The organism is Rhodococcus sp. 05-2255-3B1 (assembly GCF_002258545.1).
In the GTDB taxonomy this organism is placed as follows: Bacteria; Actinomycetota; Actinomycetes; order Mycobacteriales; family Mycobacteriaceae; genus Rhodococcoides.
The window spans coordinates 225,307-249,732 of sequence record NZ_NOZC01000036.1 but is presented as its reverse complement, the minus strand read 5'-3'; the positions used below and the strand labels follow the sequence as shown (position 1 = coordinate 249,732).

The 24,426-nt window shown below is 66.3% G+C and carries 21 protein-coding genes and 1 tRNA gene; 7 read left to right on the top strand and 15 right to left on the bottom strand.

Annotation, left to right across the window (positions count from 1 at the left end):
• Positions 1–29: 29 nt before the first annotated feature.
• Entirely contained in the window at positions 30–746 is a 717-nt protein-coding gene (locus CH249_RS21950; RefSeq protein ID WP_045195246.1) for a TVP38/TMEM64 family protein, read from the bottom strand.
• Positions 747–916: 170 nt separating this feature from the next.
• Here CH249_RS21950 and mutA point away from each other — a divergent pair, with 170 nt between their 5' ends.
• The 3 genes from mutA to meaB are packed head-to-tail and all read left to right on the top strand — an operon-like array spanning position 917 to position 6,110.
• On the top strand, positions 917–2,806 hold the full coding sequence (gene mutA, locus CH249_RS21945) for a methylmalonyl-CoA mutase small subunit (RefSeq protein ID WP_094630003.1): 1,890 nt from the start codon (positions 917–919) through the stop codon (positions 2,804–2,806).
• Positions 2,803–5,073: a methylmalonyl-CoA mutase gene (gene scpA / locus CH249_RS21940; protein WP_094682789.1), complete on the top strand. Its 2,271-nt coding sequence runs from the start codon at positions 2,803–2,805 to the stop codon at positions 5,071–5,073. Before mutA ends, scpA begins: the two co-directional genes overlap by 4 nt.
• Before the next feature lie 2 nt (positions 5,074–5,075).
• Positions 5,076–6,110, top strand: a complete 1,035-nt coding sequence (gene meaB, locus CH249_RS21935) for a methylmalonyl Co-A mutase-associated GTPase MeaB (protein WP_094630001.1) — start codon at positions 5,076–5,078, stop codon at positions 6,108–6,110.
• Here the strand turns inward: meaB and CH249_RS21930 are convergent.
• Both CH249_RS21930 and CH249_RS21925 read right to left on the bottom strand, forming a co-directional pair.
• A complete protein-coding gene (locus CH249_RS21930) occupies positions 6,087–7,151 on the bottom strand; it encodes a nucleoside hydrolase (RefSeq protein WP_256988462.1) in 1,065 nt (354 codons plus the stop codon). The genes meaB and CH249_RS21930 overlap by 24 nt on opposite strands.
• 8 nt (positions 7,152–7,159) lie before the next feature.
• Positions 7,160–7,630: an OsmC family protein gene (locus CH249_RS21925; RefSeq protein WP_256980545.1), complete on the bottom strand. Its 471-nt coding sequence runs from the start codon at positions 7,628–7,630 to the stop codon at positions 7,160–7,162.
• 300 nt (positions 7,631–7,930) lie between these two features.
• On the opposite strand from CH249_RS21925, the gene proP reads away from it, so the two are divergent.
• Complete coding sequence (gene proP, locus CH249_RS21920; RefSeq protein ID WP_373453532.1) at positions 7,931–9,340, top strand: glycine betaine/L-proline transporter ProP; 1,410 nt, start codon at positions 7,931–7,933, stop codon at positions 9,338–9,340.
• A gap of 18 nt (positions 9,341–9,358) precedes the next feature.
• On the opposite strand, the gene CH249_RS21915 is transcribed toward proP, so the two are convergent.
• From CH249_RS21915 to CH249_RS21895, 5 genes are all read right to left on the bottom strand, one after another.
• A complete protein-coding gene (locus tag CH249_RS21915; RefSeq protein ID WP_256988413.1) occupies positions 9,359–10,624 on the bottom strand; it encodes a CoA transferase in 1,266 nt (421 codons plus the stop codon).
• A 40-nt stretch (positions 10,625–10,664) separates the two neighbouring features.
• Positions 10,665–11,930 carry a trans-acting enoyl reductase family protein gene (locus CH249_RS21910; protein WP_094682787.1) on the bottom strand — a complete coding sequence of 422 codons (1,266 nt, stop codon included), beginning with the start codon at positions 11,928–11,930 and terminating at the stop codon, positions 10,665–10,667.
• Positions 11,931–11,974: 44 nt separating this feature from the next.
• A complete protein-coding gene (locus CH249_RS21905) occupies positions 11,975–13,471 on the bottom strand; it encodes a glutamate-cysteine ligase family protein (RefSeq protein ID WP_094682786.1) in 1,497 nt (498 codons plus the stop codon).
• A gap of 105 nt (positions 13,472–13,576) precedes the next feature.
• Positions 13,577–15,037: an SDR family NAD(P)-dependent oxidoreductase gene (locus CH249_RS21900; RefSeq protein WP_094629997.1), complete on the bottom strand. Its 1,461-nt coding sequence runs from the start codon at positions 15,035–15,037 to the stop codon at positions 13,577–13,579.
• A 145-nt stretch (positions 15,038–15,182) separates the two neighbouring features.
• Positions 15,183–15,268, bottom strand: a tRNA-Leu gene (locus tag CH249_RS21895).
• Positions 15,269–15,472: 204 nt separating this feature from the next.
• On the opposite strand from CH249_RS21895, the gene CH249_RS21890 reads away from it, so the two are divergent.
• Together CH249_RS21890 and CH249_RS21885 are read left to right on the top strand one after the other, a co-directional pair.
• Positions 15,473–16,804 carry a M20/M25/M40 family metallo-hydrolase gene (locus CH249_RS21890; protein ID WP_094630096.1) on the top strand — a complete coding sequence of 444 codons (1,332 nt, stop codon included), beginning with the start codon at positions 15,473–15,475 and terminating at the stop codon, positions 16,802–16,804.
• Between the two features lie 16 nt (positions 16,805–16,820).
• Entirely contained in the window at positions 16,821–17,348 is a 528-nt protein-coding gene (locus CH249_RS21885; RefSeq protein ID WP_032398050.1) for a YbhB/YbcL family Raf kinase inhibitor-like protein, read from the top strand.
• 44 nt (positions 17,349–17,392) lie between these two features.
• Here the strand turns inward: CH249_RS21885 and CH249_RS21880 are convergent, their stop codons facing one another.
• The 3 genes from CH249_RS21880 to CH249_RS21870 all read right to left on the bottom strand — a co-directional run bounded on the left by CH249_RS21880 (position 17,393) and on the right by CH249_RS21870 (position 19,931).
• Positions 17,393–18,463 (bottom strand): quinone-dependent dihydroorotate dehydrogenase, encoded by a 1,071-nt coding sequence (locus tag CH249_RS21880; protein ID WP_094648009.1) that lies wholly within the window; start codon positions 18,461–18,463, stop codon positions 17,393–17,395.
• A 94-nt stretch (positions 18,464–18,557) separates the two neighbouring features.
• Positions 18,558–18,779, bottom strand: a complete 222-nt coding sequence (locus CH249_RS21875) for a DUF5703 family protein (protein ID WP_032377864.1) — start codon at positions 18,777–18,779, stop codon at positions 18,558–18,560.
• A 126-nt stretch (positions 18,780–18,905) separates the two neighbouring features.
• Positions 18,906–19,931: a YncE family protein gene (locus CH249_RS21870; RefSeq protein ID WP_094682785.1), complete on the bottom strand. Its 1,026-nt coding sequence runs from the start codon at positions 19,929–19,931 to the stop codon at positions 18,906–18,908.
• 161 nt (positions 19,932–20,092) lie between these two features.
• On the opposite strand from CH249_RS21870, the gene CH249_RS21865 reads away from it, so the two are divergent.
• Positions 20,093–20,458: a hypothetical protein gene (locus CH249_RS21865; RefSeq protein WP_052050357.1), complete on the top strand. Its 366-nt coding sequence runs from the start codon at positions 20,093–20,095 to the stop codon at positions 20,456–20,458.
• Here the strand turns inward: CH249_RS21865 and CH249_RS21860 are convergent.
• From CH249_RS21860 to CH249_RS21845, 4 genes are read right to left on the bottom strand one after another with little or no spacing between them, the layout of a single operon-like run.
• The gene (locus tag CH249_RS21860) at positions 20,433–21,275 is read right to left on the bottom strand and encodes a heme ABC transporter ATP-binding protein (RefSeq protein ID WP_094647922.1); all 843 of its coding nucleotides are present in this window, start codon (positions 21,273–21,275) and stop codon (positions 20,433–20,435) included. The genes CH249_RS21865 and CH249_RS21860 overlap by 26 nt on opposite strands.
• Positions 21,272–22,339: an iron ABC transporter permease gene (locus CH249_RS21855; protein WP_094682784.1), complete on the bottom strand. Its 1,068-nt coding sequence runs from the start codon at positions 22,337–22,339 to the stop codon at positions 21,272–21,274. The genes CH249_RS21860 and CH249_RS21855 overlap by 4 nt, the downstream gene beginning before the upstream one ends.
• Positions 22,336–23,343, bottom strand: coding sequence for a hemin ABC transporter substrate-binding protein (locus CH249_RS21850; RefSeq protein WP_094682783.1), 1,008 nt, complete (start codon positions 23,341–23,343; stop codon positions 22,336–22,338). The genes CH249_RS21855 and CH249_RS21850 overlap by 4 nt, the downstream gene beginning before the upstream one ends.
• Positions 23,344–23,378: 35 nt before the next feature.
• Positions 23,379–24,311 (bottom strand): aldo/keto reductase, encoded by a 933-nt coding sequence (locus tag CH249_RS21845; protein WP_094682782.1) that lies wholly within the window; start codon positions 24,309–24,311, stop codon positions 23,379–23,381.
• Positions 24,312–24,426: the final 115 nt, after the last annotated feature.

Genomic DNA, 24,426 nt, shown 5'->3' with positions numbered 1-24,426 from the left:
GACAAGGCTAGATCGTTGATGTGGTCCAGTCAAGCTTCAAGGCTTGATTCGTCGGAATCAAGGTTCCCGGCCTGTCGACCGCCCGCAGGCGCCGGCACGGATCGCGAACCTCGCGAGAGCCGCCAATCCACCACCAGCCCACTCAGACCGATCGCGATACAGACCGCAGACAACACCAGCAGCGCCGGATGTGTCTCGCCTCCGATCGCTCCGCCGATCACGACGATTCCGAGCGTGCCCGGCAGCATCCCGACGGCCGTCGCCAGGGCGAACGGGACGAGCCGAACCGCCGACACCCCACACGCGTAGTTCACCAACGAGAACGGCACCGGCGCAATCAGGCGCAGGGAGCCGACGGCCAGCCATCCTCGTCGACGCAGACTCTCGTCCACCGAATCGAGAGCCGAGTGCGACATCCGCGCTGCCACGGCGTCGCGACCGATGGCACGGACCAACAGCAGCGCCAGCATCGCACTGACGGTCGACGCGCCGATGGTGACCGCCAGACCGGTCAGGGGCCCGAACAACACTCCTGCACTGAGCGTGAACAGCGTTCTCGGGACAGGCGCCACGGTCACGATCGCGTGCACACCGAAGAACACGAGCGGGAATGCCGGACCGACGGACGCACCCCAATCACGAATCTGTTCGACACTCGGATGGGGCGCGAACACCGCTACCAGAGCGAAGACGGCAATCACCGCCAGCAGCGCGATCAGTCGAACGTCACGCAGGTGCCGGGTCACGAGAGGCCAGCGTACCGGCGTGAGACGACACCTCGTCGCCTCCCGAGTCCGAGAGCCGCGCTGCACGATCGAACGTGAGGTGATCCTCACGATAATGTGCAACTCGGTGGGGTTAGCATCACTTCACGTCGGGCGAAGGACTACCCGGCCGAACCGAGGGAGCAGCACACGTGTCCATCGCGTCGCACGAAGATGCCGCACGCAGCGCTCATGCGGCCTGGCAGAAGGCAGTGGCAGGTGTCCTGGCCAAATCGCGTCGGGTCGAGGTGTCCGATCTGCCGGCCGATGCCGAACACCTACTCGATTCCACGACGTACGACGGGATCACCGTGTCCCCGTTGTACACCGCCTTCGACGAACGACCGGAAGGTCCGCTGCCCGGGCAGTTCCCCTACCTGCGGGGACGCGACCCCCACCGCGACGTCAACGCGGGCTGGAAGGTGTGCACCCGCCACGGCTCGGTCCGGGGCGACGGTGCCGACGACGCGGCGACTGCGAACACCCAGATTCTCGATTCGCTCTCCAACGGCACCAGCGCCCTGTGGTTGACGGTCGGCAACGGTGGCGTCGACCCGACCGCTCTGCCGGAGGTTCTGCGTGGGGTGTTTCTCGAGCTCGCACCGCTGACGATCGATGCGCGCGGGGACGTGTCCGCAGCGGCAGCGGCGGTGTTCGAGGTGCTCGACTCCGCCGATATCGACGAGCGCGCCGCAGTCGACATCCGGCTGGGCGTGTCCACTCTCACAGCCGGGTTGAGCGGAACCGAGTCGATCGAGATGACCGAGGCGCTCGAGCTGGCTCGCAAGTCGATCGGTCGTGCCGAGACGATTCGTGCGATCACGGTCGACGGCACCGTGTTCCACAATCTCGGTGGCAGCGACGCACAGGAGCTCGGTGCGGCGATCGCCGCAGGACTCGAGTACCTCCGGTCCATGACCGATGCCGGTATCGGCATCGCCGATGCCCTGCGACAGATCGAGTTCCGGTTCTCGGCCACCGACGACCAGTTCCAGACCATCGCCAAGTTCCGGGCCGCTCGCACGCTGTGGGCGCGCATCGCGCAGGTGTGCGGAGCCCCCGACGCCGGCGACGCTCCTCAGCATGCGGTGACCTCGGAAGCGATGATGTCGCAGCGGGATCCGTGGGTGAACATGCTGCGGACCACGCTGGCGTCGTTCGGAGCGGGAGTGGGCGGTGCCGATTCGGTGACCGTGCTCCCGTTCGATGCGGCACTCGCCGGGGGCGCAGCCGGGGTGTCGAAGACGTTCGCGGCCCGTATCGCCCGAAACACCCAGCTGCTGCTGCTCGAAGAAGCGCATCTCGGACGGGTCCTGGATCCCGGTGCCGGGTCCTGGTACATCGAGGAGCTGACGGCAGCGGTCGCGGCGAAGGCCTGGGAGTTCTTCCAGACCATCGAAACGTCCGGCGGTTTCCGCGCCGCCGTCGACGACGGTTCGCTGATGACTGCGATCGAGAAGACCCGCGCCGAACGCGATTCCGACATCGCTCACCGAGTCACCCCGCTGACGGGCGTCAACGAATTTCCCAACCTGGCCGAGGCTCCGCTCGATCCCCAACGAACCGCGCCGCAGGGCTCGACAACGGTGTATCGGTACGGCCGGGCATTCGAGTCGCTGCGAGACCGGTCGGATGCCTATCTGGCCGAGCACGATTCGCGCCCGACGGTGCTCCTGGTGCCGCTGGGCAGCGTCGCCGAACACAATGTCCGAACGACGTTCGCGTCGAACCTGCTGGCGTCGGGCGGAATCGAGGCCGTCGATCCCGGCCCCCTGACCGTCGACGGAATCGCCGGATCGGTAGAGACGTCCGGAGCTCGGATAGCGGTGGTGTGCGGAACCGACAAGCGGTACGCCGACGAGGCCGCCACTGCCGTGGATGCATTGCGGGCCGCAGGCGTCACCCAGGTGCTGCTTGCCGGCCCCGAGAAGATCTTCACCGGCACCGAGGGCACCTCGCGTCCCGACGGATTTCTGACCGCGAAGATCGACGCCGTGGCAGTGCTGACCGAACTTCTCGACACCCTGGGAGCCTCGAAGTGACGACCGACGAGAACCGAATCTCGCACACCATCGGCAGTTTCGCCGACGTGCCACTGGTCGACCCCGACGAGCCGACGCCGACGCCGCCGTCGGCCCAGGACGTCGACGCCCATGTTCGGCAGGGCGCGAAGGCCAACTTCTACACGCCCGAGCAGGTGGTGTGGTCCACCCCCGAGGGCATCGACGTCAAGCCGGTGTTCACCGAGGCAGACCGCGCAGCCGCCGAGGCCGAGGGCTACCCGCTGCACAGCTACCCGGGTGCTCCGCCGTTTCTCCGCGGGCCGTACCCGACGATGTACGTCAACCAGCCGTGGACCATCCGCCAGTACGCAGGTTTCTCCACGGCGGCCGAGTCCAACGCGTTCTATCGCCGTAACCTGGCGGCCGGCCAGAAGGGTCTGTCGGTCGCGTTCGACCTGGCCACCCACCGCGGCTACGACTCCGATCACCCCCGAGTGCAAGGTGACGTCGGAATGGCAGGCGTCGCCATCGATTCCATCTACGACATGCGGCAACTGTTCGACGGCATCGACCTCGGCAGCGTCTCGGTCTCGATGACCATGAACGGCGCGGTGCTGCCGATCCTGGCGCTGTACGTCGCGGCCGCCGAGGAGCAGGGCGTCGGCCCGGAGAAACTCGCCGGCACCATCCAGAACGACATTCTCAAAGAGTTCATGGTGCGCAACACCTACATCTATCCGCCGAAACCGTCGATGCGCATCATCTCGGACATCTTCGCGTACACCAGCGAGAAGATGCCCAAGTACAACTCGATCTCCATCTCCGGGTACCACATCCAAGAAGCCGGAGCCACAGCCGATCTCGAACTCGCCTACACCCTCGCGGACGGTGTCGAGTACATCCGGGCCGGTCTGGATGCAGGCATGGACATCGATACCTTCGCACCGCGACTGTCGTTCTTCTGGGCCATCGGAATGAACTTCTTCATGGAGGTCGCCAAGCTGCGTGCCGGGCGTCTGCTGTGGGCCGAGCTCGTGCAGCAGTTCGAGCCCAAGAGCGCCAAATCCCGTTCGCTGCGCACTCATTCGCAGACGTCGGGCTGGTCCTTGACGGCACAGGACGTGTTCAACAACGTTGCCCGCACCTGTGTGGAGGCGATGGCGGCCACCCAGGGGCACACCCAGTCGCTGCACACCAACGCCCTCGACGAGGCACTCGCGCTGCCGACGGACTTCTCGGCGCGCATCGCCCGCAACACCCAGCTGCTCATCGCGCAGGAATCCAACACCGTGCGCCCGATCGATCCGTGGGGCGGCTCGCATTACGTCGAATGGCTCACCCACCAGCTCGCGAATCGGGCTCGAGCACACATCGCCGAGGTCGAGCAAGCAGGCGGCATGGCTCAGGCCATCGGCGAGGGCATCCCCAAGTTGCGCATCGAGGAGGCTGCGGCCCGCACCCAGGCGCGGATCGACTCCGGCCGTCAACCCCTGGTGGGCGTCAACAAGTACGTGCCCGACGAGCCCGACACCATCGAGGTGCTCAAGGTCGAGAACTCCAAGGTTCGGCGCGAGCAGATAGAGAAGCTCGAGCGGCTGCGGGCCGAACGGGACACCGCCGAGGTCGAGGCAGCCCTGGCGAACCTGACCAGAGCGGCGGCCTCGGACCAGCCGGGGATGGAGAACAACCTGCTGGCTCTCGCCATCGACGCGGCACGCAAGATGGCCACCGTCGGCGAGATCTCCGATGCACTGGAGAAGGTCTATGGGCGCCATCAGGCCGAAATCCGGACAATCAGTGGTGTGTACCGCGACGAGGCAGGCAAATCCGAGAACATCACGCGCGCCACCGCGCTGGTCGAGCAGTTCGCCGAGGACGAGGGCCGTCGGCCTCGCGTTCTGGTGTGCAAGATGGGGCAGGACGGGCACGATCGAGGTCAGAAGGTCATTGCCACGGCGTTCGCGGACATCGGCTTCGACGTCGACGTCGGCCCGCTGTTCCAGACCCCCGAGGAGGTGGCCCGGCAGGCCGCCGACAACGACGTTCACGTCGTCGGGGTGTCGTCGCTGGCCGCAGGCCATCTGACGCTGGTGCCCGCCTTGCGACAGGCCTTGGCCGAAGTCGGCCGTGAGGACATCATGATCGTCGTCGGTGGCGTCATCCCGCCCGGCGATTTCGACGAGCTCTACGCGGCGGGCGCTGCGGCGATCTTCCCTCCGGGCACCGTCATCGCCGACGCGGCGATCGGGCTGGTGGAGAAGCTCTCCGTTGCGCTGGGGCACGCACCACGCGAGGCCAACGCCTGAGTATGGGTTCTCCGAACGACAAGACGGGTTCTCCGACCGGTGCACCGTCGCCGAGAGGCCGAACCATCGACATCGACGCGGTGGCCGATTCGGTCCGTGCGAACGAGCGTTCCGGGCTGGCGCGTGCCATCACGCTGGTCGAGTCCACTCGCTCGGATCATCGTGATCTGGCTCAGCAGTTGCTTCTTCGGGTTCTGCCCGATGCGGGTGGTTCCCATCGCGTCGGTATCACCGGCGTGCCGGGGGTCGGCAAGTCGACCTTCATCGACGCGCTGGGGATGCGCTTGATCGAGAAGGGGCACCGGGTCGCAGTGCTCGCCGTCGATCCGTCGTCGACGCGGACCGGTGGTTCGATCCTGGGTGACAAGACCCGGATGTCGCGTCTCGCGGTGCAGGAGAACGCATACATTCGGCCGTCTCCGACCTCGGGGACCCTGGGTGGTGTCGCACGTGCGACGAGGGAGACGATCGTGCTCCTCGAAGCGGCAGGCTTCGACGTCATTCTGGTGGAGACGGTGGGCGTCGGGCAGTCCGAGGTGACGGTCGCGAACATGGTCGACTGCTTCACGTTCCTGACGCTCGCGCGTACCGGAGATCAGTTGCAGGGCATCAAGAAGGGCGTTCTCGAACTCGCCGATCTGGTTGCCGTCAACAAGGCCGACGGCAAGCACGCGACCGACGCGAAGAACGCGGCGCGGGAATTGGCGGGCGCGCTGCGGCTGATCTATCCGCACGATGCGATCTGGAAGCCCCCGGTGTTGACCATGAGCGCCATCGAGGGCACCGGACTCGACGAGTACTGGGACACCGTGCTGCGCCATCAGCAAGTGCTCAGTGACGCAGGCGAATTCGCGGAGAAGCGTCGCAAGCAGCAGGTCGATTGGACGTGGACGATGGTCAACGACCAACTGCTGCGCCGGCTGGCGCAGAACCCATCCGTCAAGGCCATCCGCGGCGACGTCGAAGCCCGGGTACGCGACGGTTCTCTGACGGCCGCTCTGGCCGCCCAGGAGCTACTCGACGCGTTCGACTCCTGAATCTGCCCCGGCGGCCGGGAGCGCGGGATAGAGCCGGTCTGCAAGAGCTCCGACGCGTTCGATGAGTCGATCGAAGAATGCCTCGGGATCGGTGTGTGTTGCGATCGCCGCATTGGGGGCCTTGCCCCACATACCGCGCCAGTCCGCGACCGTCGTTCCGCGCGTGAGGGTTCCGACGAGTTCGACGTCGACGGTCGCATGACGGTAGGTGGCGATATCGGCATCCAGTGCGACGGCCGCCGCGAAGGGGTCGTGCATGTGCGCCAAGAATCCCTGATCGTGATCGCGATGGAATTCCATGTAGAACCGCACCGCATCGGAGAAGTGCCGCACGATCGGGTTCGACGCCGTCGATCGAACACCCGGTGCGTCGTCGGGCGAGATCACCTCGGGCGGAAGGCTCCGCGCTCGCGCTGCCAGCCGTCGGATGTGATCGGGGGTCATTTCGATGGTCTCGGTGATGTCGAGCGCGCAGACGATGGGATGTCGTTCCGGCGGTAGTCCGGAGAAGGCTGCGAACACTTCCGCTGCGGCCTCGGGGTCGACGGCGATGTTCCATTCGGTGGTCGGTGTCGTGTTGCCCTGGTGCTGAAATGCGCCGCCCATCAACACCAGTCGCTTCAGGAGTCGAGGTAGCTCGGGGTCCCGACGGATCGCCAGCGCGAGATTGGTCAGCGGACCGGTGACCAGTCCGGTGATCTCACCCGGTCGCGAACGAACCAGCTCCACCCACATCGTGGTGGCGTCCCGGTCGGACAACGATCGCGTGGACACCGGAAGCTCCGCGTACCCGATGCCTTGCGGGCCGTGGGTGTCCTCGGTGGTCATCAGCGGCGCCACGAGGGGTACCTGTGCGCCGAGCGAGACCTCGACATCACCCGCGCGGCACAGGTCGAGCCAGGCGAGATTGTTCGCGGCAACCTGGTTCACCGGCACATTGCCCGCGGTGGATGCGATACCGAGGATCTCGGCATCCTCGCTGGCCAGCAGGTACAGCAAGGCGAGAGAATCGTCGATTCCGGTGTCGACGTCGACGATCATGGGCACGGTCACGATGCGACCTCCGTCGTCGGGGTGTGCCGCACCGGAAAGTTGACCGATCGCGCGATGAAGCACTTCGACGACGCGGACGCGTGCAGTTTCTCGGCGCGCGGCACCATCGACGGGTCGACGACGGTCACGACCGGAGCCAAAGTGACCTCGACGAACTGACCCGAACCATCGGATTGCTCGGTCATCACTCCGGTGGGGGAGTCGGTGTATTCGGTGACCACCACTCCGGATGCGGCCGCGAGTCCGAGGTACCAGAGCATGTGGCAACTGGACAGCGAGGCGACGAGCATCTCCTCGGGATTCCAGCGTTCGGGATTGCCGCGGAAGCTCGGATCGGAGCTCGCGTGCAGGTCGGGTTTCCCGGGTGCCGACACGATGTGATCGCGGTCGTAGGCTTCGGCACCGGTGGTCCCAGCACCGCGGTTGCCCGTCCAGTTCAGCGTGAGTCCGTAATCGTGGTTCGGCACTGGTCCATCGTGCCAGTACCCGCCCGTTCGGTGACAATCCGCCGCGGAAACCGTTGTCCGCATTGACCGTAATGCCTCGATTGCCAAAGCGGTGTGGCACATTCGTCGTTGCGCGCGTTCACCTGGGCATTCGCCCGAGTGTGTGCGTCGATCTGCACAGCGGTCGTTTGAAAACGAATCGTTTGCCTGGCTAACGTTGAACGAATGACATCAGTGCCCAGTCTCGAACCCGGCCGAGAGCAGGCCACATGGGGACGCCGCCACGTCCAGCATCTTCGCCGCGTTGCGTTCTCGAAACGGATGCGCACGAAGCCGGCGCTCTCGGAGGAGGGCATCACTGTGGTCGATCAGCCGATGCTCAAGCGCGCCGTCTCGGCAGCTGCTCTCGGCAACACGATGGAGTGGTTCGACTTCGGTGTGTACGGCTATCTGGCGGCAACGTTGGGCAAGGTGTTCTATCCCGATGCCACGCCTGCGGTGCAACTCATCTCGACGTTCGCCACGTTCGCGGCAGCGTTCGTCGTTCGTCCGCTCGGCGGCCTGTTCTTCGGGCCGCTCGGTGACCGGATCGGTCGGCAGAAGGTATTGGCCGCCACCATGATCATGATGGCGATCGGCACTCTGGCTGTCGGCCTCATCCCCAGTTACGCGACCATCGGCATCTGGGCACCGATTCTGCTGCTCGTCGCCCGCTTGGTCCAAGGCTTCTCCACCGGTGGTGAATACGGCGGTGCAACGACGTTCATCGCAGAATATTCACCCGACAAGCGGCGCGGGTTCCTCGGAAGTTGGCTCGACTTCGGCACCTTCGTCGGTTACGCGATGGGCTCGGGCCTGGTGACGATCCTCAACGCGGTGTTGGGCGACGCCACCATGATCGAATGGGGTTGGCGCATACCGTTCTTCGTCGCGGGTCCGATGGGGCTGATCGGGCTGTACCTGCGGCTCAAGCTGGAAGATACGCCCGCGTTCCGCAAGCAACTCGACGAACACGACAACAAGGTCAAGGCGCAGGAGAGCGGCCGGAGGTCGATCGGGAAGATCTTCACCGATCATTGGCGGGCGCTGTTGATCTGCATGGGAATCGTGTTGTTGTACAACGTGACCAACTACATGGTGACGTCATATCTACCCACGTACTTCACCGAGGTCGTCGGTCGAAGTCAGCTCAGTGCGGACTTGCTCGTCCTGTCGGCGATGGTCGTCGTGGTGAGCGTCATCGTGGGTGTCGGCAGGCTCACCGACCGAATCGGCCGCAAACCGGTGTTCGTCTTCGGTGCCGTCGGGCAGATCGTTCTCGCCGTGCCCTGCTTCTTGCTGCTGCGCAGTAGCGGGTGGTTGGGTCCGCTGATCGCGTGCTTGCTCCTCGGCCTCGTTCTGGCCTGTTTCGCGGCGCCGAGCGCATCGACGCTACCGGCCCTGTTTCCCACCCGGATTCGTTACGCGGCGCTGTCGATCGGCTTCAACCTGTCCGTGTCGATCTTCGGGGGTACGACGCCGTTGGTGACCTCGGCGTTGGTCAGCTCGACCGGTAGCCCGATGATCCCTGCGTACTACCTCGTCGTGAGCGGTCTCGTCGGCCTCGTCGCCGTCGGATTCCTGCGCGAGTCCGCCACCCAACCTCTGGAAGGCTCACCGCCTCAGGTCGACTCGACCGAGGAAGCCAAGGAGCTCTATTCCGAGGCAGCGGCGACCGCCGGACGCCACTGATCCGGCCTCGGCTCGCCTTCACCCCCAGGTTGCCTCATCGGTGCCCCACGGGCGTGCGGGAAACGGGTAGTCGGCATGATCGTCGAAAACCGGCCGTGCTGTCGTGACACGCCCGTGGGTCACGACACAGTCGGGCGGCGGCGTCGCCCGAGGGCCGTGATGCGGATCCCGCCCTGGTAGTTGCAGTAGCCATGCGGCCGTCCGGGCCAACGACACCTCGACGGAGGCGGTCGAACCCGTTCCGTTCGCGCGATCGGCCAGCTCGCCGACGATCCCTGCGGCCAGTAGATACCCGCTGGCGTGGTCCAGCGCCTGGGCCGGCAGGTGCCCGGGTTCTCCACCACTGCCTTCGAGTACCGAGATGCCGGTGGCAGCCTGGACGAGACTGTCGAAGCCCCGCCGATCCGACCATGGTCCGTGGGTACTCCACGCACTGCCCCGTCCATGCAGGACGTCCGCTCGGTGTTCTAGTCCGAACCGTGCGAGAGCGCCCGGGCGGTACCCGGTGACCAAGACATCGGCGGACTCGAGCAGTCGGTTCATCACTGCACGCCCTTCACGCGTGTTCAGGTCCACCGTCGCCGAACGCTTCCCCTGACCGTTTTCCATGTGCTGCCAGCTGATCTCGGGGCGGTGGGGCGGATCCACGCGGAGCACCTCGGCACCGAACAGGGCGAGCGCGCGGGTGGCCACCGGTCCGGCGATGACGCGGGTCAGGTCCAACACCCGGACCCCGGCCAGCGGAGCAGCGGTAGTCCCTCGGAATCGGGGAACTCGACATGTGTCGGAGCCCGTGTCGTTCGAGCGTGCAATCACCGGACCGGACTCGGCTGCACCACCTGCGGGCTCGGCGGGCCACTGGTCTTCGGTGCGGACCCGCACTGCGAGAGCGCCGTTCTGTGCGCACGACCATTCGAGCTCCACAGCGGTGATCCCCGCCACCCGCTCCGCGAATTCTTCTGTGCCGCAATCTTCGTCGAGACCGACCGTCTCGAGCAGCGCAGTCCGGTGGTGCGGATAGTTCGCGTGAGTTCTCACCCAGCCGTCGGACACGCGGAAGAAGCCGGACAGATCTGCGAACGGCTGCACCGGTGCACCGTCGAGGCGCACCATCGAGTCCCCCATGAACGATGCTGCTATCCGCTCCGCCGATGCCGTCGGGACCGCGCCGGTCGAAGACGGTTCGAGAACACCCCTCAGCCTGCCGACTGCGGTACCCAGGGCACCGACCGATTCGGCAGCGATGGTCGCCACCGGCAGTGTCGCCGCGAGCCAAGCACTCACGGGTGCGGGCACCGCGCCGAGGGGACTGCCGTTCCCGACATCAACTGCGCTTGGCCCAGATCTCCATACCGGCAGCATTGAGACGGTCCACGAGGACGTCGCCGATCGCAGTGGCCGGAGTGAGGACTCCGCTGGCCTTCGGCAGGGCGTCACCGCCGTGCACGAGTGCGAGTGCCGACTCGGCCAGCATGACTGCGGTGGCCTTGTAGCCGGGATCTCCCGAGGCCTTGACCCGGGCCCGGTAGCGAGCCCCCGATGTGGTGAGGGTGTACAGGTCGACCGTGAAATGTCCCTTCTCGCGGGCTTTTTCACTGGGGCCGGTGCCCGGCTTGGGCAGAATGCGATCGAGCACCTTGCTCGGAAGCACAGTCATCGCGGACACGCCGACGAAAAGCCCAGCCGACAGAGCACCGGCGAGGACGGGGCTGGCGAACGACGAGCCGACACTCATCACCTCGCTGTAGCGGAACTGCTTTCCGTAGGCCCAGTCGCGAAGTGCGTTGGTCCGCCGGACGACTCGCGTGTTGTACGAGGCCATCACGAACGGTGCTTTCCAACCGCGCAGGCTCGGGTCGATCTTCTTGCCGTCGATCAGTACGGTGTCGAGTTGGCGACCGAGTTGCGGCTCGAGGCCGCGATCGGGACTGAGCGAGTACGGCCGCGCGGCGATGCGTCGGGCCCGCTTGTCCTTCTTCATCGCCTCGATCTGCCCTCGCAGCGAGTCGATGGTGCCACCGCTGACCCCACCGGACATCGACGTGACCACCAGGGTCGTGTCGGTCAGCTCCCCGGCGTTGTCCGCGGTGACGGCCTCGTACAGGGCGTGTACGCCGATGTCGGACGGGATGGAATCGAAGCCGCACGAGTGGACGATGCGGGCCCCGGTGCGCTGAGCGATCTCGTGATTGGTGTCGATGCTCTCGCGAGCGAACAGCACCTCGCCGGTGAGGTCGACGTAATCCGTCCCGGCCTCGGCGCACGCCGTCGCCAATTCCAGGCCGTACTTGGCGTAGGGGCCGACCGTGGTGATGACGACTCGGGTCGATCGGGCCATGGCCTCGAGCGATGCGACGTCGGTGGCGTCGGCCTCGAGAACGGACCACTGCTGAGCCCTGGAGCCCAGTTCCTTCCTGGCGGCCTCCACCCGCGCCGTCGAGCGCCCGGCGAGGGCGATCCGGGTGTCGGCCGGTGCATGCTCGGCGAGGTACTTCGCCGTCAGTTTCCCGACGAAGCCGGTGACGCCGTAGACGACGATGTCGTGAGTGCGATCGGGGCCGACGGTCGAGTCGGATGCTGGCGAGTTCATACCAGCGACACTAACGCGGGTCACCCCTGCGAGTCGACGCGCCGTCAGTTCGTCCAGGTGTGCACGGGTTCTCCGGCGTTCATGAGGGTGACGTAATCGCCGAGCATTCCGGCGAGGGCGCGATCGCGCTTCTCACCGGCGCGTTCACGGGCGACGACGGCGTTGCGCTGCCACACCGAGCCGGACTGCTTGGCCAGGCACCGCGCTTCGATCACCCCGAGATAGCGGTCGCGGACCGGCGCGTCGACGCCGTACGCGGCCAGTCCGGCGTCGGCCAGTGGCAGCAGCCGGCGCAACACCAGTTCCTGCGGACTCACCCAGCCCACCTCGGGCCAGTAGAGCATCGAATCGAACCCGCCGCGGGCGGCGGAGTGCACGTTCTCCTCGGCCGCGTCGAACGACATCTGGGACCACAGCGGGCGGTCTGCATCGGCCAGTGCGCGGACGGTTCCGTAGTAGAACGCCGCGTCGGCGAGGGTGTCCACCACCGACGGTCCGGCCGGGAGGACTCGATTCTCGAGCCGAATGTGGTGGCCGTCGCCGGACCGGTCGTAGATCGGTCGGTTCCACCGGTAGACGGTTCCGTTGTGCATGCGCAGTTCGGACAGTGACGGTGTCTTGCCCTCGGCCAGCGCAGCTTTGGGGTCCTCCTCGCTGCAGACGGGAAGCAACGCAGGGAAGTAGCGCGAATTCTCCTCGAACAGATCGAAGATCGAGGTGATCCACCGTTCGCCGAACCACACCCGTGGTCGGACTCCCTGATTCTTGAGCTCCTGCGGCCTGGTGTCGGTGGCCTGCTCGAACAACGGGATACGAGTCTCGTGCCACAGCGCGCGACCGGCGAAGAACGGCGAGTTGGCGGCGAGCGCCACCTGGACGCCCGAAAGAGCTTGCGCTGCATTCCAATACGATGCGAACTCGTCCGGAGCCACCTGCAGGTGGAGCTGAACCGACGTGCAGGCTGCCTCGGGCAGGATCGTGTCGGTCACGATGTCGAGGTCCTCGGCGGCAGCGGCACCGGGCAGCCGCACTCCACCGATCTTCAGTTCGATGTCTTCACCGCGCGCGGCGAAGATCTGTTGATTGAGCAGGTCGTAGCGCGGATTCGCCGAGAGCCACCGGTGCTCGAAGTGTTCCTCGTCCAGAGTCGGGAGCATGCCGATCATGGCCAGACGGCTACCGGAGGTGCGGGCGCGTTCATCCGCCGCATTCAGCGATCTGCGCAGGTCCGTCTCCAACTCGGCGATCGACGCACCGCGCAGTGGCCGAGGGTCGACGTTGATCTCGACGTTGAACTGTCCGAGCTCGGTTTGATAGTCGGGGTCGGCGATGGCGTCGAGCACGGCGGCGTTGGCCATCGACGGCTCCATGTCGTCGTCGACGAGATTGAGCTCGATCTCCATGCCGATCTGCGGTTCACCGACGTGGAAGGTCTCGTCGGCCAACATGACCGCCAGGGCATCGAGACAGTCCTGGACCTTCTGGCGGAACTCGTGCCGATCCTGCCTGGTGAACTTACGGCGCTCGACGTCCTCGCCCATGGTGACCGCCTATCGGTGCGTGAAGATGGGCCGTTCGCTCACGCGCAACGACTTCGAGTTACGAGTATCGCAGTACGCGTTCGCCGAGGGGGACGCACGCGAAAATCACCAGGGTGAGGGCTGATAATCCTTGAGGAACGAGCCGTACAGATCGTTTCCGAGCTCTCCCTGCACGATCGGGTCGTACACCCGCGCGGCCCCGTCCACCAGGTCGAGTGGAGCATGGAAACCCTCGTCGGCGAGCCGCATCTTGGTGGGGTGCGGCCGTTCGTCGGTGATCCAGCCGGTGTCGACGGCGGTCATCAAGATTCTGCTGTCGAGCATCTCCTTCGCGCTGGTGCGCGTCAGCATGTTCAACGCGGCCTTGGCCATGTTGGTGTGGGGATGGCCCGGCCCCTTGTATGCGCGGCCGAACTGGCCCTCCATGGCAGAGACGTTGACGACGTACTTTCGTCGAGCGTCGGAGGCCTCCATCGCGGTGCGGAGCCGCGAGACCAGGATGAAGGGTGCGACGGAATTGCAGAGCTGCACCTCGAGCAGTTCCACCGGGTCGACCTGCTCGACGGTGTGGATCCAGCTGTTGGTCTCGGCGAGATCGGGTACCAGACCCCCGGCGTCGATGGCGAGCCCGCTCTCGATCCTCTCGGCCGTGACCGAGCCGGCGACCATGGCGAGGGAGGCCACGTCGTCCGCGCTCAGGGCAGCAGTCGATCGGCCGCCGATCGCCGTGGCGGGTAACGAACTCGCCAGTGACGCGGGGTGCGCATCGCTGGTCTTGCCGAACGTGATGCGCTGCGGTCCTGCCCCCTCGGTCAGGGCGGCGGGCAATGGTTCGGCTTCCGCATCGGCCAGTGCACTGTAGGAGCCGGGGGAGCGTTTGACGGTCTGTGCGGCGTTGTTGATCAGGATGTCCAGAGGCCCCTCGGCGGCGACGGAGTCGGCAAGTGCCACCACCTGAGCCGGATCGCGAAGATCGATACCGACGACGCGCAGACGGTGCAGCCACTGATCGCTGTCGTCCATCGCTGCGAAGCGACGTACGGCATCGTTGGGGAAGCGAGTGGTGATCGTGGTGTGAGCACCGTCGCGGAGCAGTCGAAGAGCGATGTACATGCCGATCTTCGCTCGCCCGCCGGTCAGCAACGCCCGACGTCCGGACAGGTCGGTTCGAGCGTTGCGCTTGCCGCGATTGAGCGTCGCGCACTCCGGGCACAGCTGGTGATAGAACGAGTCGACGTGGGTGTAGCGCTGCTTGCAGATGTAGCAGGGGCGGGCCTTGATCAGCGTGCCCGCGATGTCTCCCTCGGCGCGGGAGGTGAGGGAGAGGCCTGCTGTCTCGTCGTCGATCCGGTCCGGGGATCCTGTTGCGGTGGCGGCGACGACGGCGCGGTCGGCCGCGTTGACAGCGTTGCGTGCCGCGACGCGTCGAGCACGCTTGAGGTCCTTGAACATGGCACCGGAGGCGCGCTGGACAGCGATCGAATCGGGATGGTTCTTGTCCAGCTCGGCCGCCTGCTTCAGCACGCGCAGGCACGTCTCGAGATCGGTCGGGTCGATCGCGTTCATCGTCGGTCTCCTAGCATCGGCCCCTTCGAGCCGAAGGGAGCGAGTGCAGAACGAAAAAGACCCCGATTCCGAAGAATCAGGGTCCGTTTCGTCTGTCTCAACTCAGATCTGTAAAAATTTCTGTCTGGCTACATCTTTCAGACGGTGTCCGAGGGGGGACTTGAACCCCCACGTCCGTTAATAGGACACTAGCACCTCAAGCTAGCGCGTCTGCCATTCCGCCACTCGGACAAGTGCGACCGCTGCCGCATATTCTTTTGTTGCTTTCACAGCCGGCCGCTGTGTGCTGCGTAAGATTATCCGACGGGTTCCCGATAACCCAAATCCCCACGTCAGTTCGTCCTCGAGGCCGTTTCTCATGGTGCCCGGAGCGGATTCTGGTGGTAGGAACGACGTGTGCCCAACGATGTGAGCAATCCCGGAAACCCAACCGATATCGACGCCACCGTTGCCCTCGACGAGGTCGTGGATCTCGTCAGTTCCCTCATCCGGTTCGACACCTCGAACACGGGGGAGCTCGACACCACGGTCGGCGAGAAGGAATGTGCCGAGTGGGTGGCGAGCAAACTCGAGGAAGTGGGCTACGAGACGGAGTACGTCGAGTCCGGGGCCCCCGGTCGAGGAAACGTGTTCGCCTGGCTGCGCGGATCGGACTCCTCTCGCGGCGCGCTGCTGCTCCACGGACACCTGGACGTCGTGCCGGCCGAGCCCGCCGACTGGAGCGTGCATCCGTTCTCCGGGGCCGTCGAGGACGGGTACGTGTGGGGCCGGGGCGCGGTGGACATGAAGGACATGGTCGGCATGGCCCTGGCGCTGGCCCGACAGTTCAAGTCCAACGGAACCGTCCCACCGCGCGACATCCTGTTCGCGTTCCTGGCGGACGAGGAGGCAGGTGGCAAGTACGGATCGCACTGGTTGGTCGACAACCGACCGGACCTGTTCGAGGGCGTCACCGAGGCAGTCGGCGAGGTCGGCGGTTTCTCCCTGACCGTCCCCCGCCCGGACGGCACCGAGAAGCGGCTCTACATGGTCGAGACGGCGGAGAAGAGCCTGGCGTGGATGCGGCTGACGGCGAAGGCGCGAGCCGGGCACGGATCGTTTCTGCACGACGACAACGCCGTGACGTACCTGGCCGAAGCAGTGGCGAAACTGGGCAATCACACGTTCCCGCTGGTGCTCACCGAGTCGGTCTCGCAGTTTCTGCAGGCGGTCTCGGAGGAATCCGGGCTCGATTTCGATCCGACGTCACCGGACATCGACGGCACCCTGCTCAAGCTCGGCAGCATCGCCCGCATCGTCGGAGCGACCCTGCGCGACACAGCGAACCCGACGATGCTCTCGGCCGGCTACAAGGCCAACGTGATTCCGCAGACGGCGACGGCAGTGGTGGACTGCCGAGTGCTGCCGGGGCGGCAGGCGGCCTTCGAGAAGGAGGTCGACGAGTTGATCGGCCCGAACGTCGAACGCGAGTGGATCACGAAACTGGAACCGTACGAGACCACTTTCGACGGTGATCTCGTCGATGCGATGAACGACGCAGTGTTGGCACACGATCCGAACGGTCGAACCGTTCCCTACATGCTCTCCGGTGGAACCGACGCAAAAGCATTCGCGCGCATCGGTATTCGCTGTTTCGGCTTCGCTCCACTGAAGTTGCCGCCGGAACTGGATTTCGCGGCGTTGTTTCACGGCATCGACGAACGAGTACCCGTGGAATCGTTGGAGTTCGGTACACAGGTACTCGAACACTTCTTGCTGCACAGCTGATACGAAAGGAACCATCGTGGCGTACAACCCATACGACTCGCTTCCGGACCTACCGTCCTTCGAGTTGACGTCCGAGGACGTCGAGGACGGCAAGACACTGGCCGCTCAGCAGGTCAGTGGAATCATGGGAGCCGGTGGGCACGACAACTCCCCGCAGCTGTCCTGGTCCGGATTCCCCGAGGGCACCAAGAGCTTCGCTGTCACCGTCTACGATCCCGACGCGCCGACGGCATCCGGCTTCTGGCACTGGGCAGTGGCGAACATCCCCGTCGAGACGACATCGCTGGTGTCCGGCGCGGGCGACGACGGCGGGACCGGGGTGCCCAGCACCGCGGTGACGCTCAAGAACGATGCGGGCCTGTTCCGCTACATCGGTGCTGCACCGCCGGCAGGCCACGGCCCGCACCGCTACTTCATCGTGGTTCACGCGGTGGACGTGGAACGGCTCGAAGTGGACGAGACGGCCACCCCGGCCTACCTCGGTTTCAATCTGTTCTCGCACGCCATCGGTCGTGCGGTCCTCACCGGCATCTACGAGGCCTGAGCTCGGTCGTCGGGTGCCGGACTTATGTTCCGGCACCCGGCGGTTCAGGGCTTGTTCGCCGAGCCCACCGCATCGGCGATCGTGGCGAACCCGTGTTGCTCGAGCCGAGCGGCCAGTCCGCGGTGAATATTCTCGATCCACAGCGGGCCGCCGTAGACGAACCCGGTGTAGCCCTGCACCAGTGACGCGCCCGCGGTGATGCGTTCCCATGCCTGCGCCTCGGTCTCGATTCCGCCGACGGAGATCAGCGCCAGATGCGTACCCACTCGGCGGTACAGGCGTCGCAGTACCTCGAGCGAGCGGTCGGCCAACGGAGCACCGGACAGGCCGCCGGCTCCCATTCCGGCAACCAGTTCTGCGTCGGTGCGCAGACCGGCGCGGGAGATCGTCGTGTTGGTGGCCACGATCCCGTCGAGACCGAGTTCGACGGCCAGATCGGCCACGGCGTCGATGTCCTCGTCGGACAGGTCGGGGGCGATCTTGACCAGTACCGGGACCGTCACCACCGACTGCACCGCCACCAGGATCGGTCGCAGCGATTCCACGGCCTGCAGGTCACGCAGTCCAGGGGTGTTGGGGGAGCTGACGTTGACGACGACGAAGTCCGCCAACGGGCCCAGAAGTTGGGCGCTGGCCGTGTAGTCCGCGGCGGCACCGTCCGGCTCGACGATCTTGGTCTTGCCGATGTTGGCGCCGATCGGGATACCGGTGCGCCTGGCACGGACGCGCTGGGCCGCGTGCTCGGCACCGTGGTTGTTGAAGCCCATCCGGTTGACGATGGCCCGGTCGAGAGGCAACCGGAACAGTCTCGGAGTCGGATTGCCCGGCTGGCTCTGCGCGGTCACGGTGCCGATCTCGGCGAAACCGAATCCGATCGGCCCCCACGCATCGATTCCGTCGGCATTCTTGTCGAAACCGGCCGCGAGACCGAGCGGAGCCGGGAAGTCGACGCCGAACACCGTCGAGCGCAGTCGGGGATCGTCGACCACGAACATCTTCTCGGCCAGAAAGCGGAGCGGAGGCACCGCGGCGACAGCGCGAAGCACACCGAACGCCAGATGGTGAATCCTCTCCGGTGGCACGAGGAACATCAGGCGCAACAGGACGCGGTACAGGCGGTCTCCCACGGTCTTCTCTCCGGTCGATCTGGCAGGGTAGAACTCGTGCTGTGATTCAGCGATCGTGCGGTCGAACAGTACTGCGAGGCGCTCAGATTCCGGGCTCGGGGATGTGATGCGCGGTCTTCTTGCGTTTGAGCAGCACACGCCTGCTGCCGTCGGTGTAGAGGCGAACCCGCGACAGTTCCCAGCCGCCGAACTCCGCCTGAATCGCCAGACGCATCGAGGCCGTCACACGGGTCACGTCCGGTGGCAACCGCAACGGCACGTACTCCCAGTCGTCGGACGGCGACACTTCCCATCCGACGGGCATCTTCGCGCGGCCAGGTGCCGAACTCTCGTGTGCGTTCACATGCCTCCTCCGTCCTTATCGGTCGTTCCTGCAGGCTCCACTCCTGCCCTATCGGTCGTTCCTGCAGGCTCCACTCCTGCTTCGAGCTCAGCGACCCGCAGCGGGGATACGCTGCAGCCCGTCACCGGTTGCCGATCCCACGTACAAGTCGCCCGTGTCGGCGTCGACGGCAACCGAATTCGGCTGCCGCACAGTGGCCAACCTCGTGACCTCGACCGGAATTCCGGTGTCGAGTGTGTACCCGACCACCTCGTTGGACGCGGGAAGCGTCACCCATGCGACACCGGACTGCTCATCGTAGGCGATCGCCCACGGCTGCGACCCGACCGGAAACCGTTGCCGCATCAGCAGGTCGTGCGAGGTGAAGACGAGCAACTCGGTACCGGTCGAATCGGTGACCAGAAGGCGGCCGAACTCGTCGCTCGTCATCTCCGCGGCACCTTCGCCTGCGCGCAAGGCCACTCCGAGGGTGCCGTCGTCCAGATTCAGGTCGGTCACCGACGTCTGGCGACGATCGAGGACCGAGACACCGTTCGGTGTACTGGCCAGAGCATCGGCTGAGGTCACGCTGCCGCCGGAGATCGTGGTGGTGACCTGACCGTTCGGATCGAGCACGCGCACCGTGCCGGTGTCGTCGCCGACGGCCGTCGTGCCGTCGGGCAGGTCTGCTGCGGACAGCGCGTCGGCGTCGACCGTCAGGTCGGTGCGCTGTCCGTCCGCGACGGCGATCCTCGCGACGGCGCCGTCCATCGGGACGAGCACTGTCGAGTCCCGTCCGGCGACGAGTTCTGCTGCCGTCGAGCCCAGGTCGACCACGCGGGTCTCGGCTGCGGCTCCGTCGCGGACGAGGGTCACCGTCGTCGATGCGTCGGTCAGCGCCACCAGGGTTCGCGTGACGGGGTCGAAACTGAGGGCGTCCACGGGCGCGAACGCGCCGACGGTACCGGCGGGGGTCACGGTCGGTTCGGGGGACTCCGCCGGCGGTAGGGGCTCGACGGAGATGTCGTCGGCGTTCTCGTCGTCGCTGGAGCACCCGCCGACCGACAGGACTGTGACGACGGCGAGCGCGGACGCGACTGCCGCCCGAATCGAACGGGTCGACGGTGTTCGCATGAGGCCGAACCTACTTCCTCGAGAAGATGCTGCCGGTGGAGGCGCTGCCACATCTGTACCAGCGTGCGGCGATCTCGGCGAAATCCACCACGGCGGATCTGGTTGCCGCTCGGTCTCGGCGGAGGACGCGGTAGCGTGATCGTCCGAGGTCAGTGCACGACATGGGAGTGGACGTGGGAACCGAGGAAACACACTTCGTCGTCGAGGAAGTGAACGCGGGAACGCATCCGAACGGCTTCGGGCGCACCGACGACGGCCGGGCGTTCGCGTTTCGGGTGCACAGGAGCACCCTGTACGTGGAGATATACCGCGCCGATGTGCAATCCCCGGTACCGGACCGGTCCGAGGTCGAAGCGGTGGCCGAGCATTCGGTCACCGAAGTCGATCTGACGGACGAGCGCAGCATCGTCGGAGTGGTGCGTGATGCGGTCGCCCACGCGCAGCAGCTGTCCGATGCGTCACAGCGCGACACCACGGCAGTGCGGTCCTTCTTCAACCGGGTCAATTCCGTGTTGGAGGGTTTCTGACACGGTGGGGAACCACCAGCTGTTCGCCGGTGTCGGGATGATCGAACACGTCGACGGGGTGTCGATACACCCGGGCCAGCGTTGCGGCGGTGAGCACCTCCCGCGGCGGACCGGTTGCGATCAGTTCACCCGAGTCCAGGATCGCGACGCGATCGGCGTAGGCCGCCGCGAGGCCCAGATCGTGCAGCACGACGACCACGGCGCGGCCTGCGGCGGCGAGTGAACGCACCACGGCCATCACCGACTCCTGATGTCCCAGGTCGAGTGCTGCGGTGGGCTCGTCCAGCATGATCGTCGCCGTGTCCTGGGCGATGACGCGGGCCAGTGCGACCCGGGCCTGCTCGCCGCCGGAGAGCGATGCGAACGGTCGATGCGAGAAGGCCGTCACGTCGCACGCAGTCATGGCCGCTTCGATGCGGTCGTCGTCGTGGCGTGCCGCCGAGGTACCGGCCCAGGGGGCTCGGCCCATCCGGACGATCTGGCCGGCCGTGAACGCGAATCCGACGCTGTGCTGCTGAGGCAGCACAGCGCGTCGCCTCGCCACGTCCACCGAGCGGATGCGGGACAGCGGTTCGTCGCCCAGCAGCACCGATCCGGCGCTGGGCTCGGTGTCTCCCGCCAGGACCGACAGCAGCGTCGATTTGCCTGCGCCGTTGGGTCCCACCAGCGCCAGTATCTCGCCGGCCACCACGTCGAGGTGGACCCCGGACAACACCGTCGCGTCCCCACGTCGTGCGGAGACTCCGCGGGCGACCAGGGCGTTCGAACCCGGTTCAGGGATGACCGGGATGTCGCGGCGTGCTGTGCGTCCCATCATGCCCAACCGCCCTGGCGAGCCCGGGTACGGCGAAGCAGCCAGAAGAAGAACGGGGCACCCGCCAGCGACGTCACCATGCCGAGTGGCAGGTCGACGTTCGCGACGAGAGTCCGCGTCACGAGGTCTGCAGCAAGAAGCACGACCGCCCCGGCGAGGGCGCTGGCCGGAATGAGGAGTCGATGCGCGGGGCCGAGCACCATCCGTATGGCATGCGGAACCACCAGACCCACGAACAGGATGATTCCGGTGAAAGCCACCCCGGACGCAACGAGCAGGGCGACGACGACGATCGCGAACTGTCTGAGTCGTTCGACGTTCACGCCCAGATGGCGTGCCACGTTCTCACCGAGCGCAAGCAGGTCGAGTCGGCGGGCGATCGCCAGGGAGGCTCCGATTCCGAGCAGCGCGAGCGGGCCGACCACCGCCACCGACTGCCAGGTTGCGCCCGCGAGCGACCCCAGTTGCCAGAACACGATCCGATCGCGGGCGGCGGGACTGGCGACGAAGGTGAAGAACGCGATGACACCGCCGGCGAAGGCGTTGACTGCAACGCCGGTGAGGATGAGCGTCACCACTTCGGTGCGGCCTGCGTTGCGAGCGAGAAAGTACACGGCGATCGTGGTGACGAGCCCGCCGACGAAGGCGGCGAACGCCACGCTCCACACTCCCGCGAAGCTGCCGCCGAGCACGATGACCGAGCTGGCCCCGACAGCAGCGCCCGAGGAGACCCCGACCACACCCGGCTCGGCCAGTGGATTGGCGAACACCCCCTGGAGCAGCGCACCCGCGCAGCCCAGACACGCGCCGACGAGAATTGCCAGCGTCAGCCGTGGGAATCGGACCTGCCTCAGCGTCACCTCGCCGCTGGGATGTGCAGGCATCGGGCCGATCTCGAGTCCCACCCGATGCGCGAGGCTGCCCAACACTTCCAGCGGAGTCGTCGGCACCTGCCCCACAACGGCCGAGATCAACGCCAGGCCGACCAGCGCCACAACCAGGGCTCCGAAGGTGGCAAGAACCCGTCCTCGGCCCGTGGCTCGTTCGGCGGGTGTGCGGTCGGTCATGACGCCGGGTCGTACACGGCCTTCGACAGTGCGACCAACACCTTTCCGGTGTTCGGGCCGAAACTGAGGATGGTCCCGTCGTCCATGTCCACCACCCGGCGTTCTCGGCCTGCGGGGGTCTGGGCAATTCCGGGGATCTGCTCCAGACCCTCGATTCCACCGATCGATTCCAGGCCCTTGGTCATCATCAGAATCACGTCGGGTGCTGCGGCGATCAGGGCTTCGCTGGTGATCGGCACGAATTGCTCGGTCAGACCCGATTCGACACCGGCGTCCCTGGCTCCGAGAGCCTCGATCAGTGCATCCGCTCCCGAGCCGGGCCCGGCGAGCATCGTGATCGCAGGCCCGCGCATGTACAGAAACGCGATCTTCGGCGGTTCGGTGGACTCGGGTGGCGCGTTCGCCGCTGCCGAAATCTCGGCGTTCGTTCGTTCGGCGAGGGCAGCCCCGGCGTCGGGCACACCGAGGGCGGCCGCCACGGCCTCGATCTGGGTGGCGACGCCTGCCAGAGTGCGGGTGGGATCGAAGTACACGACGGGAATGCCGGCGGCTCGGATCTGATCCTGCACGGCGCGTGGACCGATGCTGGTATCGGTCAGGACGACGGTCGGCGACAGCGCCAGAATCCCCTCGGCACTCAGAGAATGGCCGGTCGGGGTGACATCGGGCACGTTCTCGGCCGCGGGAAATGCGGCAGAGGTATCACGCCCGACGAGGTTGTCACCGAGTCCGAGCGCGAAGACGGTCTCGGCCAGCGTGCCGTACTGGTCGGCGGCGACGATGCGGCTGTTGTCGGTGACCGTGACGGCGACGCCGTCGAATCCGGTCACGCTGACGGGCAGTGCCTCGGCCGGATCGTCGGCGATCGGTTCCGGATTCGGATCGTCGACGACGGCGGTGCGGGGGCCGATCGAGTCCGCGGGTCCTGCGGCGGGGGTGTTCGCCGAGCAGCCGACCAGGAGTCCGGCGACGAGGAGCACGGCGGCGAGACGGTTGACGGTCACCACCGAAGGTTAGCCTGTCCGATGTTCGCAGGCGATCAGGCGCTGACGTCGTCCAAGGCCGACGCGATCGCGGGCGGCAGCTCGAGTTCCTCGGCCATCAATGCGCCCATCAACTGAGCCAGATCGCGAGCCCCCACGATCGCGCTGCTCACACCCGGCCTGTCCCGAGCCCACGCGAGCGCGACGACCAGGGGAGAGGTCGCCAGCCCGTCGGCGGCGGTGACGGCGGCGTCGACGATGCTGACGGCAGAGTCGGTCAGGTACGTCAGCACGGACTCTGCGTGCACCTCGTCGGCACCGCGTGAGTCCGCCGGTATTCCGCTGCGGTACTTGCCTGTCAGCACGCCGCCCGCGAGGGGAATCGCGGCGAGGACACCGATGCCGTGGTGGTCTGCGGCGGGGATCAATTCGTCCTCGATCCCGCGGGCCAGCAGCGAGTACTCCGCCTGTGTGGCCACGATCCGTCCGGTGCCTGCTGCTCCTGCCGCCGTCGCCAGTTGCCACCCGAGGTAGCCACGGGCTCCGGTGTAGCGGACCCGTCCACTGGTGACGGCGTAGTCGAGTGTGGCGGCGACCTCGTCGACCGGAGTCATCGGGTCCCAGGTGGCCACCTGCCACAGATCGAGGTAGTCGGTTCCGAGTTCGCGCAGCGTGGCGTCGAGTTGGCCGAGCAGTCCGCGCCGCGAGCAGTCCACGTGATAGCGGCCGTAGCGCGAACTGAGACCCGCTGCGCTGCTGATCACCAATTCGTGCCGCGGTACCACGTCGTCGAGCAACTCGGCCAGCACTCGTTGCGCGCGTCCGTCCCCGTATGCTGGAGACGTGTCGACGAGCGTGCCACCGGCCTCGGCGAACGCCGACAACTGCGCCGCGGCGTCGCCACCGTCGGTTCCGCTACCCCATCCGAGGGTGCCGAGGCCGAGTCTGGAGACTCGAAGTCCGCTGGTGCCGACCGATCTCTGCTTCATATGTGCCGAATGTCCTTTTACGTGTAATCGTCGGTGTCGAACTGCACTGCCGCCAGTGCACAGTAGTGCGCCGCGCCGCCCGGTGCGTACGTGCCGCGCCGGGTACGGTCGTGCC

What these genes read in the sequence shown, in the direction of transcription:
- CH249_RS21910 (WP_094682787.1), bottom strand. Translation starts at nt 11,930, where the DNA reads ATGAACTCGCCAGCATCCGACTCGACCGTCGGCCCCGATCGCACTCAC.
- CH249_RS21900 (WP_094629997.1), bottom strand. Translation starts at nt 15,037, where the DNA reads ATGAACGCGATCGACCCGACCGATCTCGAGACGTGCCTGCGCGTGCTG.
- CH249_RS21930 (WP_256988462.1), bottom strand. Translation starts at nt 7,151, where the DNA reads ATGATCGTCGACGTCGACACCGGAATCGACGATTCTCTCGCCTTGCTG.
- CH249_RS21875 (WP_032377864.1), bottom strand. Translation starts at nt 18,779, where the DNA reads ATGCCCGTCGGATGGGAAGTGTCGCCGTCCGACGACTGGGAGTACGTG.
- CH249_RS21845 (WP_094682782.1), bottom strand. Translation starts at nt 24,311, where the DNA reads ATGAAGCAGAGATCGGTCGGCACCAGCGGACTTCGAGTCTCCAGACTC.
- CH249_RS21860 (WP_094647922.1), bottom strand. Translation starts at nt 21,275, where the DNA reads ATGATGGGACGCACAGCACGCCGCGACATCCCGGTCATCCCTGAACCG.
- CH249_RS21870 (WP_094682785.1), bottom strand. Translation starts at nt 19,931, where the DNA reads ATGCGAACACCGTCGACCCGTTCGATTCGGGCGGCAGTCGCGTCCGCG.
- CH249_RS21865 (WP_052050357.1), top strand. Translation starts at nt 20,093, where the DNA reads ATGGGAGTGGACGTGGGAACCGAGGAAACACACTTCGTCGTCGAGGAA.
- CH249_RS21855 (WP_094682784.1), bottom strand. Translation starts at nt 22,339, where the DNA reads ATGACCGACCGCACACCCGCCGAACGAGCCACGGGCCGAGGACGGGTT.
- proP (WP_373453532.1), top strand. Translation starts at nt 7,931, where the DNA reads ATGCGCACGAAGCCGGCGCTCTCGGAGGAGGGCATCACTGTGGTCGAT.
- CH249_RS21905 (WP_094682786.1), bottom strand. Translation starts at nt 13,471, where the DNA reads ATGGGCGAGGACGTCGAGCGCCGTAAGTTCACCAGGCAGGATCGGCAC.
- meaB (WP_094630001.1), top strand. Translation starts at nt 5,076, where the DNA reads ATGGGTTCTCCGAACGACAAGACGGGTTCTCCGACCGGTGCACCGTCG.